This window comes from Reyranella sp. (assembly GCF_965279465.1).
Lineage (GTDB): Bacteria > Pseudomonadota > Alphaproteobacteria > Reyranellales > Reyranellaceae > Reyranella.
In genome coordinates this window covers 1488419-1501371 of record NZ_OZ257242.1, presented here as the reverse complement: position 1 = coordinate 1501371, position 12953 = coordinate 1488419, and the positions used below count along the sequence as shown (strand labels likewise).

At 64.8% G+C, this 12953-nt stretch carries 17 protein-coding genes and 2 tRNA genes; 9 read left to right on the top strand and 10 right to left on the bottom strand.

All coding sequences use genetic code 11. From position 1 onward, the window contains the following. Nucleotides 1-111: 111 nt before the first annotated feature. Nucleotides 112-390 carry a hypothetical protein gene (locus ACQY8M_RS07240; protein ID WP_428670334.1) on the bottom strand — a complete coding sequence of 93 codons (279 nt, stop codon included), beginning with the start codon at nt 388-390 and terminating at the stop codon, nt 112-114. A 139-nt stretch (nt 391-529) separates the two neighbouring features. Between ACQY8M_RS07240 and ACQY8M_RS07235 the strand changes: the two genes are divergently transcribed. Beyond that, on the top strand, nt 530-1852 hold the full coding sequence (locus ACQY8M_RS07235) for a DUF2254 domain-containing protein (protein WP_428670332.1): 1323 nt from the start codon (nt 530-532) through the stop codon (nt 1850-1852). Nucleotides 1853-2023: 171 nt separating this feature from the next. On the opposite strand, the gene ACQY8M_RS07230 is transcribed toward ACQY8M_RS07235, so the two are convergent. Together ACQY8M_RS07230 and rfbA are read right to left on the bottom strand one after the other, a co-directional pair. Next, nucleotides 2024-2098, bottom strand: a tRNA-Gly gene (locus ACQY8M_RS07230). 169 nt (nt 2099-2267) lie between these two features. Next, nucleotides 2268-3137 carry a glucose-1-phosphate thymidylyltransferase RfbA gene (rfbA, locus tag ACQY8M_RS07225; protein WP_428670330.1) on the bottom strand — a complete coding sequence of 290 codons (870 nt, stop codon included), beginning with the start codon at nt 3135-3137 and terminating at the stop codon, nt 2268-2270. A gap of 22 nt (nt 3138-3159) precedes the next feature. Here rfbA and ACQY8M_RS07220 point away from each other — a divergent pair, with 22 nt between their 5' ends. From ACQY8M_RS07220 to ACQY8M_RS07210, 3 genes are all read left to right on the top strand, one after another. Next, nucleotides 3160-3651 carry a prolyl-tRNA synthetase associated domain-containing protein gene (locus ACQY8M_RS07220; RefSeq protein WP_428670328.1) on the top strand — a complete coding sequence of 164 codons (492 nt, stop codon included), beginning with the start codon at nt 3160-3162 and terminating at the stop codon, nt 3649-3651. Nucleotides 3652-3727: 76 nt separating this feature from the next. Next, entirely contained in the window at nt 3728-4201 is a 474-nt protein-coding gene (locus tag ACQY8M_RS07215) for an SRPBCC family protein (protein ID WP_428670326.1), read from the top strand. A gap of 47 nt (nt 4202-4248) precedes the next feature. Continuing rightward, nucleotides 4249-5103, top strand: coding sequence for a metal ABC transporter solute-binding protein, Zn/Mn family (locus ACQY8M_RS07210; protein WP_428670324.1), 855 nt, complete (start codon nt 4249-4251; stop codon nt 5101-5103). Between the two features lie 49 nt (nt 5104-5152). Here the strand turns inward: ACQY8M_RS07210 and ACQY8M_RS07205 are convergent, their stop codons facing one another. Then, nucleotides 5153-6739 (bottom strand): winged helix-turn-helix domain-containing tetratricopeptide repeat protein, encoded by a 1587-nt coding sequence (locus tag ACQY8M_RS07205; protein WP_428670322.1) that lies wholly within the window; start codon nt 6737-6739, stop codon nt 5153-5155. Between the two features lie 191 nt (nt 6740-6930). Here ACQY8M_RS07205 and ACQY8M_RS07200 point away from each other — a divergent pair, with 191 nt between their 5' ends. Further along, on the top strand, nt 6931-7761 hold the full coding sequence (locus ACQY8M_RS07200) for a class I SAM-dependent methyltransferase (RefSeq protein WP_428675326.1): 831 nt from the start codon (nt 6931-6933) through the stop codon (nt 7759-7761). Further along, the gene (locus tag ACQY8M_RS07195) at nt 7758-8279 is read left to right on the top strand and encodes a cupin domain-containing protein (protein WP_428670320.1); all 522 of its coding nucleotides are present in this window, start codon (nt 7758-7760) and stop codon (nt 8277-8279) included. The genes ACQY8M_RS07200 and ACQY8M_RS07195 overlap by 4 nt, the downstream gene beginning before the upstream one ends. A 187-nt stretch (nt 8280-8466) precedes the next feature. On the opposite strand, the gene folD is transcribed toward ACQY8M_RS07195, so the two are convergent. From folD to ACQY8M_RS07165, 6 genes are read right to left on the bottom strand one after another with little or no spacing between them, the layout of a single operon-like run. After that, nucleotides 8467-9369, bottom strand: a complete 903-nt coding sequence (gene folD, locus ACQY8M_RS07190) for a bifunctional methylenetetrahydrofolate dehydrogenase/methenyltetrahydrofolate cyclohydrolase FolD (RefSeq protein WP_428670318.1) — start codon at nt 9367-9369, stop codon at nt 8467-8469. Further along, nucleotides 9362-9670 (bottom strand): DUF167 domain-containing protein, encoded by a 309-nt coding sequence (locus tag ACQY8M_RS07185; protein ID WP_428670317.1) that lies wholly within the window; start codon nt 9668-9670, stop codon nt 9362-9364. The genes folD and ACQY8M_RS07185 overlap by 8 nt, the downstream gene beginning before the upstream one ends. Then, the gene (locus tag ACQY8M_RS07180; protein ID WP_428670315.1) at nt 9667-9957 is read right to left on the bottom strand and encodes a YggT family protein; all 291 of its coding nucleotides are present in this window, start codon (nt 9955-9957) and stop codon (nt 9667-9669) included. The genes ACQY8M_RS07185 and ACQY8M_RS07180 overlap by 4 nt, the downstream gene beginning before the upstream one ends. Before the next feature lie 16 nt (nt 9958-9973). Next, complete coding sequence (locus tag ACQY8M_RS07175; RefSeq protein WP_428670313.1) at nt 9974-10609, bottom strand: FHA domain-containing protein; 636 nt, start codon at nt 10607-10609, stop codon at nt 9974-9976. Next, a complete protein-coding gene (locus ACQY8M_RS07170) occupies nt 10606-10863 on the bottom strand; it encodes a hypothetical protein (RefSeq protein WP_428670311.1) in 258 nt (85 codons plus the stop codon). The genes ACQY8M_RS07175 and ACQY8M_RS07170 overlap by 4 nt, the downstream gene beginning before the upstream one ends. A 13-nt stretch (nt 10864-10876) precedes the next feature. After that, complete coding sequence (locus ACQY8M_RS07165; protein WP_428670309.1) at nt 10877-11269, bottom strand: RidA family protein; 393 nt, start codon at nt 11267-11269, stop codon at nt 10877-10879. A 96-nt stretch (nt 11270-11365) separates the two neighbouring features. On the opposite strand from ACQY8M_RS07165, the gene ACQY8M_RS07160 reads away from it, so the two are divergent. The 3 genes from ACQY8M_RS07160 (at nt 11366) to ACQY8M_RS07150 (ending at nt 12917) form a co-directional block, all read left to right on the top strand. Further along, a tRNA-Ala gene (locus tag ACQY8M_RS07160) sits at nt 11366-11441 on the top strand. A gap of 17 nt (nt 11442-11458) precedes the next feature. Then, entirely contained in the window at nt 11459-12121 is a 663-nt protein-coding gene (locus ACQY8M_RS07155) for a hypothetical protein (protein WP_428670307.1), read from the top strand. Between the two features lie 160 nt (nt 12122-12281). Continuing rightward, nucleotides 12282-12917: a hypothetical protein gene (locus ACQY8M_RS07150; RefSeq protein ID WP_428670305.1), complete on the top strand. Its 636-nt coding sequence runs from the start codon at nt 12282-12284 to the stop codon at nt 12915-12917. Nucleotides 12918-12953: the final 36 nt, after the last annotated feature.

Genomic DNA, 12953 nt, shown 5'->3' with positions numbered 1-12953 from the left:
GGCATTGACCTTGATCAAGCTTCGCGCTGCGCCTCGTGACGTCAAACCGTCAAACCAACTGGTCACCAGGAGCAGACACCCTATCCGATGAACTTGACCGAGGCGTTACCGTCACTTCTTTCGTTCCGCCACCCCGGTGGGAACCTGCCCACCTCCGGTGCCGCCGAGCGTGATTGTGTTTGCCGCGATGTTCGTGGCAACGATGATCCATGTCTTCGTCGCCTCGAGCGCCGCGATACCTGCCGGCAGCTCGTTGCCCTGGGACGTGACAACGGTCGAGTCGACGCGATCAGGAGCCATTCTGGCTTGCGGTGGCGCGACAGAAAAGACCAGATTCTCCTCGTATTTTGCCATTACCCGATCGCCGACCTTGACGAGTTCCTCCGGCAAGCGTCGACCTATTGCGAGATGCACGAACCCAACTGAACGTTGAGGGCCGATCCGCGTTCGCAAGTGCGGGCGGTTGAAAAAACGCAATCGCCAAATTGGCCAGCGCGCTAGACTTGGCGACAAGGGTCGGGGGGCAGACATGATGGAATGGCGCAGAAAGTACGTCATCAAGAGCTACGTGCGTAGCGCCGTATGGTTGGCACCTCTGCTGGCCTATGCGACTTCGTTCGTGCTGATCCGGCTGCTGACGTGGCTCGACGACCGGCTGGGCTGGGACTGGTCGTGGACGATCGAGATCGGTGTCGCCCAGTCCATGCTCCAGGTCTTCGTGGCGGCGATGCTGTCCTTCATCGTCTTCACGTCGAGCTCGATGTTGGTCGCGATCCAGATCGCCAGTGCCCAGCTGACACCGCGCATCATCGCCACGGCGCTGCTGCGCGACAATACGATCCGTTCGGTCATCGCCCTGTTCGTCCTGACCTTCACCTTCAATCTCGGCGTGCTGGCGCGCACTCAGAGCGACCTCCCCTATCTCATCTTCACGGTCGCGCTGATGCTGACCATCGTCTCTGTCGCCGCTTTCCTATATTTGATCGATTATTCCGCGCGACTGCTGCGTCCCGTGACGATCGTCTGGTTGCTCGGTGAGCGCGGGCTCGGGGTGATGGACGAGATTTATCCCGCGAAGGTCAGAGACAACCGCACTATGGTCGCACCGCCGGCGCTGGACGGGCCGACGGTCGAGGTCCGTCACCGACGCACGTCCGCCATCGTGCTTGCGGTCGACCTCGAGACGATGAAGCGCGAGGCCGCTCATACCGGCGGCGTGATCGAGCTCGCGATCCGGGTCGGTGATTTCGTTGCCACCGGCGAGGTGCTCTACCGGCTTCACGGCAAGGCCATGCAAGCCAACGAGACTCTGCTGCGACAGGCGATCGCGATGGGCCGTGAGCGCACCATCGAGCAGGACCCGACCTTCGCCTTCCGCATCATCGTCGACATCGCCCTCAAGGCGCTCAGCAAGGCGATCAATGACCCGACGACCGCCGTGCTGGCGATCGACCAGCTGCACCGCCTGCTGCGCATCATAGGACGCCGGCATCTGCACGAGGACTTCATCGCGATCGATGGTGGCGGGTGGATCGTCTTGAAGACGCCCGACTGGAGCGATTTCGTCGAACTGTCGTGCCGCGAGATCCGCTTCTACGGCGCCGAGAACTTTCAGGTGGCTCGCCGTCTGCGCGCCATGCTGGAGAATCTGATCGAGGTCCTGCCCGGGCACCGCGCGCCGTTGCTGCGCCGCGAACTGGACCTGCTCGACCAGGCGATCGACCGCGCGCACGCGCTGGCCGACGACCGCGCGCTCAGCCGTGTACCCGACCTCCAAGGCTTGGGCTCGACTGCACGGGCGGCTGCCTCGAGCAGGGTCGGATACGAACCTTCGGGCAAAGCCTCATCGTGAAGAAGGCTTCGAAGGCGCAATTCTCGAGAAGAACTGCTGTCGAAATGAACAGGCAATTTGCGGCAGGCTCAAGTGTTGGACGAAATGACGCGGATTCTGCTCTAAACCGCTGAATGAAACCCCCGAGACACTATTAACCCATTGCAAACAATGGAAAGTGTCCGAGGCAATTGGAGCGGGCGAAGGGATTCGAACCCTCGACCCCGACCTTGGCAAGGTCGTGCTCTACCCCTGAGCTACGCCCGCGCTCCGTATCCGGCCGGGCAGTTTGCCGGAAGGCGGTGGTGATAGGGGGTTTTGGAGAGATTGGCAAGCACCCCGTCGTCCCGATCCGAGCCCGGCAACGCGAGGCCTCGACTCCGCTTGGCTCCGCCCGGACGACGCCCGGGGGTGGTCCGTCTCCCCGAGGACGAAACTATCCTTGCACAAGGAGCCTTTGCAGATATTTACCGTATTCGCTCTCCTTGATCGGCTCGATCAGCCGCGCGAGGCCGGCGGAGTCGATGTAGCCCTTACGCCAGGCCACCTCCTCGGGGCAGCCGATCTGGAGGCCCTGACGATCCTCCACGGTCTCGACGAAGAGGGCGGCGCGCAGCAGGCTCGAGGGCGTACCGGTGTCGAGCCAGGCGTAGCCGCGGCCGAGCTTCTCGACGGTCAGGCGGCCGTGCGCGAGATACCAGGCGTTGACGTCGCTGATCTCCAGTTCGCCGCGTGCCGAGCGAGGAAGCTCTGCGGCCACGTCGCAAACATCGGGGTCGTAAAAATAGAGGCCGGTAACTGCCCAGTTGGAGCGCGGCACCTTGGGCTTCTCGACGATACCGAGCGGCCTGTCGCTGCCGGGCGCGAACTCGACCACGCCATAGGCCTGGGCTTCGCTCACCCAATAGGCATAGATCACGGCACCCTGCCCGCGCGCGCCGCGCTCGGCCACGGCGGGCAGCGAATCGCCGTAGAACAGGTTGTCGCCCAGGATCAGCCCGACCCTGTCGTTGCCGACGAACTCGCGGCCGATGATGAAGACCTCGGCGATGCCTCCCGGTTTGGCCTGCACGGCGTAGCTGATCTCGAGGCCCCACTGCCGACCATCGCCGAACAGGCGGCGGTATGCCGCCTCGTCGTGCGGATTGACGACCAGCAGGATCTCGCGGCATCCGGCCAGCATCAGCGTGGTCAGCGGATAATATACCATCGGCTTGTTGTAGATCGGCAGGAGCTGCTTGTTGGCCGCCCGGGTCATCGGGTAAAGCCGCGAACCGCTGCCGCCGCTGAGGATAATGCCTTTCATGACGCCACTGTAGCTCGCCCCGATGCTGACCCCGCAACTTCTATTCGCGCGCCTCGAACAGCTGGGCCTCGCCCATCGCACGGTCGAACATGCGCCGGTCTTCACCGTCGAGCAGGCCAAGGAGCACCGCGGGGTGCTGCCCGGCCATCACATCAAGAACCTCTTCCTGCGCAACAAGAAGGAGGCGATGTGGCTGGTCGTGGCGCTCGAGGATCGGGTCATCGACCTCAAGCGGCTGGGTGAGGTGCTGGGCGCGGGCCGGCTGTCGTTCGGCAGCCCCGACCGCCTGCGCCGCCACCTCGGCGTCGAGCCGGGCTCGGTGACGCCCTTTTCCGTGATCAACGATCCCGACCGGCAGGTCACGTTGGTGCTCGATCGCGGCCTCGTCGAGGGCGGGCCGATCAATGCCCACCCGCTGGTCAACACCATGACCACTGCGATCTCCTTTGCCGACCTCCGGCGTTTCTTCGAGGCGACCGGCCATCCCCTGAACTGGCTCGATTTTCCGCTATGAATATTTCGACGGCGATGTCGGGACGCCGCCGGGCCGTTCGTCCTAAGGCCAGACCGTCCAAATCCGGAGACAGACGATGACCGCAACCCCGAAGTCCGACCGCGAACTGGTCCTGACCCGCCTGATAGACGTGCCGCGCGAGAAGCTGTGGCGCTGCTGGACCGAGCCCGAGCTGATGGTTCAGTGGTTCACGCCGGCACCCTGGAAGACCATCCATGCCGAGACCGACGTCCGGCCGGGAGGCTCGAGCTACGTCGTCATGCAGGGCCCCGATGGCACGGAGATGCCCAATCGCGGCGTCTATCTCGAGGTGATCGAGAACGAGAAGCTGGTCTTCACCGACGCCTACACTAGCGCCTGGGAACCATCCGGGAAACCGTTCTTCACCGGCATTTTGACCTTCGAGGACGCCGGCAACGGCCAAACCCGCTACACCGCCCGTGCCCTGCATTGGACCAGGGAAAACCGCGAGACCCACGAGAAAATGGGCTTCCACGAAGGCTGGGGCCTCGCCGCCGACCAGATGATCGCGCTCGCCAGGACGCTCTGACGGCGACAGCAGATGACAACTCCGGCGCAGATGTTACAGTATAACAAATGCGCATCGCTTTCTTCCTCGCCGCCCTTCTGATCGGAGCGGCCCCCGCCCTCGCCGATCCTCCCCTCAAGGCCGTCGCCACCTTCTCGATCCTGGGCGACTTCGTGCGCGAAGTGGGCGGCGATCGGATCGACCTCGCGACCTTGGTTGGCCCGGATGCCGATGCCCACACCTATCAGCCCAAGCCAGCCGATGCGCGCCTGCTCGCCAGGGCGCAGGTGCTGGTCAGCAACGGGCTGGGGTTCGAAGGTTGGATCGACCGGCTGGCCGAGGCGGCCGGCTTCAAGGGCCGGCGCATCGTGGCCTCGGCGGGCGCCACGCCGGACGCCGACCCGCATTGCTGGCAAGACGTCGGCTGCGCCCGACGCTACGTCGCCAACATCGCCAATGGACTCGCCGCTGCAGATCCTGCGAACGCCGCCGGATACCGTGCCCGCGCGGCGCAGTACGACCAGCGGCTGGCCGCCCTCGACGACTGGATCCGCCGCGAGATCGCAACCATCCCGGCGGAGCGCCGGCAGGCGATCACCGGACACTCCTCCTTTCGTTACTTCTCGCGCGCCTACGCGGTGCGCTTCGACGCGCCGCGCGGCTACAGCACCGACAGCGAGCCGACGGCGCGCGACGTGGCCAACCTGATCCGCCAGGTGCGCGAGCAGAAGACCAGGGCGCTGTTCATCGAGAACATGACCAACCCCGCGCTGATCGCCGAGATCGCGCGCGATTCGGGCGCGGCAGTCGGCCCGCGACTCTACAGCGACGCGCTGTCCAAGCCCGGCGGGCCGGCGCCGACCTATGAGGCGATGATGCGCCACAACGTGGCGGCGCTGGTCGAGGGGATGAGGAAGAATTGATACGAGCCGCGCATGGACTCGCCAATCAATCGTCTACCGCCGAGGCAATTCACTCGCGCAAGCCGGCCTTACGCAAGCCCTGCTCGATATGCTCGAGGTCATGCGGCGCCGCATTCCATTTCTGCAGTTCGGCGCGTGCAGAGAAATTGGGCTTCACCTGAAAAATCCGAGCCAACGATTCTCCAGCCTCCTTGTGACCGATCTGCCCTTGGGCGGCAGCGGCCATCAGGTGCGTCCAATAGAAATGCGGCAGCCCAACCTGCTGAATGGCTGAGATGGTTTGCTCGTACGCCCTCTGGTTGTAGTGCAAGCGGGCAAAACTGAAATGATACCAACCCGGATGCAAGGGATTGAGCTGGCGCGCGCGCTTGGAGAGCTCCACGCCACGCTCGAACTCGCCCATGAAGGCAAGGTAGTGGCCAACATCGGCGAGCGTTTCCGGATCATTCGGATTGAGGTCGAGCGCGAGCTGCGATTCGCTTTCGAACTTGGCATTTTCGCCGCGAAAGAAGTGTACGATCGCGAGCCAGCAGCGGGCATAGGCGTTCTGTGGATCGAGCTGTACTGCCGCGAGGGCGTGGACGAACGCGCGGCCAATCGGGTTGGGACGCGGATTCATCTCGAATCGGTGCTCGCCGAGGTAGACGTTGGCCAGAAGCGCATGCGCGTCGGCAGACGTGGGATCTAGCTCCACCGCCTTTTCAAGCAAGTCCCGGGCTTCGGCGTGCATCTCGGAGTTCAGCATCCAGGTATAGCGTCGCGCCCGCAAAAGACAGTCATAAGCATCGAGCTCGAACGGCTTCTTGGTCAGCGCGCGCCGCAACCCAACATCCTGCATCTTGACGCCGAGAGTCGCGGCGATCATCCGCGTCACCTCGTCCTGCAGCTCAAATAAATCCCCCATCTCGCGGTCCAGGCGATCGCCCCATAGTTGGACGCCGCTAGCTCCTTCGATCAGCTGCACGGAAATTCGAACGCGACCCGCCGCGCGCCGCACGCTCCCTCGCACGATATAGCCGGCTTTCAACCTTTCGCAGAGTTCGGCTGAGCCAAACTCCCGGCCCTTGAGCTGGAAGGTCGAGGCCCCCGAGATGACACGCAGCTCCCGGAAGCGGGACAAATTGGTGATGATGTCCTCTGTAAGCCCGTCCGCGAAATACTCATCCACGTCGGCGCTGAGGTTGGCAAACGGAAGGACGGCCAGCGTTCGATTGCCGGCCTGGCCCGCGTCACGATCGGACTGGGCCGGGCCCTCTGCAGTAACGGCCGTTGTAGACTGGGGCACCGGTATGAAGGGCCGGCTGCCGATGCCGGCTCCTGGCCCCTTGTCGGCCTCGATCTTGCCCGTGAACTCGAACCCACGTCCCCGGACCGTGCGGATGTAGCTCTGGGTGCTGCCACTATCGCCGAGGACCCGCCGTGCCGATTTGATGCAGCTTGAGATGGTCGCGTCCGAAACCGCCCGTCCTTGCCAGACCTCCGCAACGATCTCGTCACGACCCACAATCCGCCCGGGATTGCGCGTGAAAAACACAATGAGGTCGAAGACCAGCGGCTCCACGCGCTGAACGATCCCATCCCGGTGCAGCTCGTATCTCTCCACGTCCAGCACAAAGCCATCGAACCTGTAGCTCATGGGAACCCTCTAGCAATTCTCCTGTGGTGCCAGACATTTCCTGTGGTGCCAGACATTCCCCACCATCCCACCAAGCAAACTTCATTTCATCTGCAATTCTCCACGCAATCTCAGAATAACGCCCACGCACCCATCGAGCACCGAGCCGCCGCATGAGCGACACTTCAGCGATCAACGATGAGGCGCCTGAAATGACCACGATGACCCAATCGACCCCCGCACCCGACTACGCCGCCATCAAATCCAAGCAGAATGCGGCGTGGGCCTCCGGCGACTACGCAAAAATCGGCACAACCCTGCAGATAGTCGGCGAGAGCCTGGCAGAAGCGATGGATCTGTGGCCCAGTTCCAAGGTGCTCGACGTGGCCGCGGGCAACGGCAACGCCACCCTCGCCTTCGCGCGACGGTGGTGCAACGTGACCTCCACCGACTATGTCGACGGACTTCTGGCGCGCAGTCGCTCCCGGGCGGACGCCGAGGCGCTGGACGTTGCCTACCAGATGGCCGATGCCGAGCAGCTTCCCTTTGCCGACGGCGCATTCGATGCCGTCGTCTCGACATTCGGCGTCATGTTCACGCCGAACCAACCGAAGGCAGCCAGCGAGCTGCTCCGCACATGTCGTTCCGGCGGCATGATCGGTATGGCGAACTGGACTCCTGACGGGTTCATCGGACAAGTGTTCAAGACGCTCGGCAAGCACATTGCGCCACCGGCGGGCGTGAGCTCCCCAGCCATATGGGGAACAAGACCATGGATCGAGCAGAGCTTTGGACCCCATGCTCGCAATATCGCGATTCAGGACAAGGCGTTCGTTTTCCGCTACCGCTCGCCCGACCACTTCGTGGATGTCTTCCGCACCTTCTACGGTCCCGTTCACAAAGCCTTTCTCGCCCTCGATCCAGCAGGGCAGATGGTGCTGGCTGACGATCTGCGCACCACGGTTGCGCAATTCAATACGGCAAAAGACGGTTCGATGCGTGTCCCGTCGGCCTACGCGGAAATCATCATCGACAAGGCTTGAACGAGCAAACGTCCATTGATCAGAGAATTTCTGCCCAACCCGGAGGAAAGACCATGAGGAAAAGACTCTTCGCCGCCAGCTTGCTGGCAGCATCCGCGTTCCCCATCCTTGCCATCGCTGCCGACGATCATCACGCAACGGTACAACCCGATGCGCTGAAATGGTCGGCGCCCGCCGCCTACGCCAAAGGCGCTGAGCTTGCCGTGATCAAGGGCGATCCGACGAAAGAAGGCCAGTATATCGTCCGGTTGAAAGTCCCGGCCGGCTACAAGATTGCCGCGCACACGCATCCGAACGACGAGAACGTCACTGTCCTGTCGGGCAGCTTCAACATTGGCACCGGAGACAAGCTCGACGAAAAGAAAGGCGAGCTGGTCAAGGCAGGCGGCTATTCCTACGTCGCCAAAGGCATGACGCATTATGCCTGGTTCACCGAGGATACCGTACTTCAGCTTCACGGCATGGGACCGCAAGGCATCACCTATGTGAACCCGAGCGACGATCCTCGGAAGAAGTAGGCCCGTCTGCGCTCAATCCTTACTTTCATTTGGTGGTCGGCCCGCGTCCGTACAATGACGCACTGTCCGGGCCAGCCGGCCCCGCGCGCACCTACGAGGCGATGATGCGGCACAACTGCCGGCGCCAGTCGATGGGATGGGGAAGAATTGACCGGGCGCGCGCCACTGCAGTGGCGCGCCTCTGGCATCAAATCGCCGCGAAGGGCAGGCCGGCTTTGCGCCGCGCCTCCTGGAGCGTGTTGTACATCAGGCAGGCCACGGTCATCGGGCCGACGCCGCCGGGCACCGGCGTGAGGTGACCCGCGACGTGACGCGCTTCCTCGAAGGCGACGTCGCCGACCAGCTTCGTCTTGCCGTCGGTGGCGGGGACGCGATTGATGCCGACGTCGATGACGGCAGCGCCCGGCTTGATCCAGTCGCCGCGCAGGAATTCGGGCTTGCCGATCGCGACGACGAGGATGTCGGCGGTGCGACAGAGCGCGGGCAGGTCGCGGGTGCGCGAGTGGGCGACGGTCACGGTGCAATCGGCGCGCAGCAGGAGCTGGGCGACCGGACGACCGACCAGGGTCGAGCGGCCAACCACCACGGCGGTCTTGCCGCTCAACGAGCCCACCGCGTTGGCCAGAAGCATCGAGCAGCCGAGCGGCGTACAGGGCACGGGGAAATCGAGAGGCGCGCCTGAAGCGATCGAGCCCAGCCGCCCGACATTGATCGGATGGAAGCCGTCGACATCCTTGTCGGGATGGATTGCCTGCAGCACACGGTCCGTGTGGATGTGCTTGAGCAACGGCAGCTGGACCAGAATGCCGTGAACGCCGGCATCCGCGTTGAGCATGGCGATGATCTGCAGCAGCTCCGCCTCGGTCGTCTCCTCGGGCAGGCGATGATCGAAGCTTGCCATGCCGAGCTCGGCCGCCACCTTGCCCTTGCTCCTGACATAGACCTGGCTCGCGGGGTCTCCACCCACGAGCACGGTGGCGAGGCCGGGCTTCACACCCTTGCTCGAGACCAGCTCGGCAACGCCCTGTCCGACCCGCGCACGCAACTCCAGGGCAAACTCCTTGCCGTCGATCAGCTTGGCCTCAGGCATGACTCTCCATCCATCGAGCGATACGGTCGGCCAGCGCACCGGGCTCGCCCGCGACACTGACGGTCTTGGTGCGTGTCGAGGCACCCTTGACGATGTCGAACGACGACTTCGGCAGGCGCCACGCCTCGGCCAGCAGCGCGATCGCCGCGTCGTTCGCCTTGCCGTCCTCGGGCGGTGCGGTCACCGCGGCCTTGAGCGTGCCACGGGCGATCTCGAGCGCGGTCCGCCGCGCGCGCGGCTGCACGCGCAGGTCCACCGTCACGCCCGAGGCGCCGCGACGCAGGAACGACGGATCGATCAATAGAAATGCGGCCAGACGTAATAGCGCAGGGCCTCGCGCAGGAAGAACAGCCCGAGCAGCAGCACGACCGGCGAGATGTCGACGCCGCCCAGGTTAGGCAGCATGCGCCGGATCGGCCGCAGCATCGGTTCGGTCAGGCGGAACAGGGTCTCGACCACCATGCGGATGAACTGGTTGCGCGTGTTCACCACGCCAAAGGCGACCAACCAGCTCATGATGGCGCTGGCGATCACGACCCAGGTGACCAGTTCGATCAGCGCTTCGATCAACCAAATGAAGGGATTCATAGGCCGGCACCCTACCCTAGGATCGCGAGAGGGCAAGCACCACGTTGCCCAGCTTCAGCGCGCGCACCGCCGTGATATCGCGCGGCCCATGGGCCGGCAGCAGCCGGGCGCCGTCGACAAAAGTCCCGCCCGGCGCGCCGAGATCTTCCAGTCCGAGCCGGCCGCCGGCGGTCAGCAACCGGGCATGCGGGCGGCCGACCGACGAATCCGCCACCACCAGCTCGCCCGGTGCGCCGCTGCCCTGGCCGGTCAGCAGGTAGGCGCTCTGCGCATCGTCGAAGGCGAGCGCCACGCCGTTGCCGGTGAGCTTCCAGCCACGCCGGTCGGCCAGCGCTTTGGACGGCGGCGGCAGGGCGGGCGTCGGCGGTACGACAGGGGCTCCGCCGCCGGAAGACGGCGCGAATCCGGCCACTGCCGGCGCGCCGTCCCGCGGCCAGCGCATGAAGGCGAAGACCCAGAGCAGGATCAGCGACACCAGCGAGCCGATGCCGGTCAGGGTCAGCAGGATCGCCCCCAGGCCGGTCCAACCCGGCAGGCCCGCCTTGTCGGCGATGCGCCAGCACATCCAGCCGGCCAGCACGACCCCGACCAGCGCGAAGGCGCTGCCGAGGCCGAGCGCCCCCAGCAGGGCCGCAAGATCGAAGCCCATCATGGGCGCACCGGCTGCGGGCCGGGCGCCTTGCCCTCGCCGTTCGGCCAGTCGCCGAAAGCCAGCACCGCCATGACGATGAAGGAGCCGAGGACCGGCAGGAGATGGAACAGCGACAGGAGGCCCGAGTAGCCGGCGCGCTCGCAAATCCGCCAGGTCGGCACGATCAGCAGCAGCGCGAGCAACACATGCACGACCAGCAGCGCCATCAGGAAGAAGGTGCCGAGGCCGACCAGCCAGGCGATCACGGTCCACATTCGCCGATGCGCCCTAAGCCAGGGCCACGACTTCGATTTCGACCAGCACGTCACGAGGCAGGCGCGCCACCTCCACGGTCGAGCGCGCCGGCGGCATGGCGCCGAAATACTCGGCACGGCCGTAGACGTCGTTCATCGCGGCGAAATCGTTCATGTTCTTGATGAACACCGTGGTCTTCACGCAGCGGTCGAGGTCGCTGCCCGCGGCCTTGAGCACCGCGCGCAGGTTCTTCAGGACCTGTTCGGTCTGCAGGGCGATACCGCCGCTCACGATCGTACCCGTTGCCGGGTCGAGCGGGATCTGGCCCGCGCAATAGACCATGCCGCCGGCCACGATGGCCTGGGAATAGGGACCGAGCGCTCCGGGAGCTGCATCCGTTTTGATCGCCGTCTTGCCGTTCGACACTGTTTGCTCTCCTAAAAAGGCGGAATGACGCTAGCATATGGCCGTTTGCTTGACAGGCGGCGCTGCAGGCTCTATCCGCGCCTTCTTCGGGACGTGGGGGCTGTAGCTCAGCTGGGAGAGCGCCTCGTTCGCAATGAGGAGGTCAGGGGTTCGATCCCCCTCAGCTCCACCAACCCCGAAAGGCCATACTTGCGATTCGCCCCTTTGCGCCTGGATCGTCCCACGCCCGCACAGTTGGGGCTGACCGCCGCCGAAGGGCGGGTTCTGCGTGCCCTGCGGACGCCCGAGCGCATCCAGCAATTCATCGTCGAGTTGCCCGCCAACTTCGAGGAGGATGGCGACACGCTATACTCGGTGCGCCGCGTGCTGCGGCATCGCAGGGCGCATTGCATCGAGGCGGCCTTCACCGCGGCCTGCGCGCTGTGGCTGCAGGGCGAGCCGCCTCTGGTCATGGACTTCTTCGCCAAGGGCGACGCCGACCACGTGGTCGCCCTGTTCAAACGCGATGGCTGCTGGGGCGCGATCTCCAAAAGCAACCATATCTGGCTACGCTGGCGCGACCCGATCTATCGCACGCCGCGCGAGCTGGCGATGTCGTACTTCCACGAATATGTGTTGAAAGAGCGCAAGACGCTGCGCACCTATTCAGGGCCGGTCGACCTGCGGCGCTTTCCCGGCGACCAATGGATCACCGGCGAGGAGGAATGTTGGGACGTCGGCGCCGCCCTGACCGACGTGCGGCACTATCCCGTCGCCACGCCGGCCCAGATCCGCCGCCTCACGCGGCGCGATGCGATGGAAGTGCGCGCCGATGCGATCAGGGAATTCGAGAAGCCCGAGCGGAGGCACTGAAATGAGCGACGCGCGGATCACACTTTGCTGCCCGGCGAAGCCGGGAAATCGGACAAAGGCCGGAGGGGTCTTGGGCGCCGTTCGTCTTGCTCATGACCCCTCCGCCCCTCCGGGGCACCTCCCCGCGCTTCGCGCAGGGAGGAAAGCGCTTTTCGTCCTGATGGCCGTTCTATCCTTCGCGCTGCCGGCGCGAGCGCAGATTCCGCCGGAATGGCAGGCGGCGGCGCAGGTCGTGATCGGGGAGTTCGAACGCGACTCGCCGAAAATGGCGGCGTATCCGTGGAGTTCCGAACTCCGGCAGGGCTGGTCGCTGGCGCGCGCCTGGCGCCAGCACAACAACGGCAATACAGAAATCATCCTCGCGGAATACCTCACTTTCACCGCCCTTTGCCGCGCGCCGGGGTGCGCCGGCAGCACGATCGAGGGTCAACCCTATGTGGCCGTGGCGCAGCGGGTGAAGGCGCTGCATGCCGAGCAGGGGGGCCCCTATTCTCTGGCGACCAACGCCCATGCCTGGCTGGCAGGTCTCGCAGACCCAACCGGGGCGGCGCAGAAGAACGCCGCGCTGTGGAACAAGGATCTCGACGTGGCGGCGGCCGACTTCGCCACCGGCAATCTCTATGCGCTGGCCTGGCTGCTTGCGCGCACGCGGCCGACGCCGGCCGAGCAGGCCATGACCTTCTCCCGCTTCGCGCTGCTCGTACAGGGCCGGGCGTGGCTCGGGGCCCGTTGCGTCGACATCACGAAGATCGCCACCGTCCTCGATGCACCGCCGAAGGTGGAGAGCTGTTCGTGACGGCCGCCAATACTGCTCGTCTTCCTCGTCGATCGG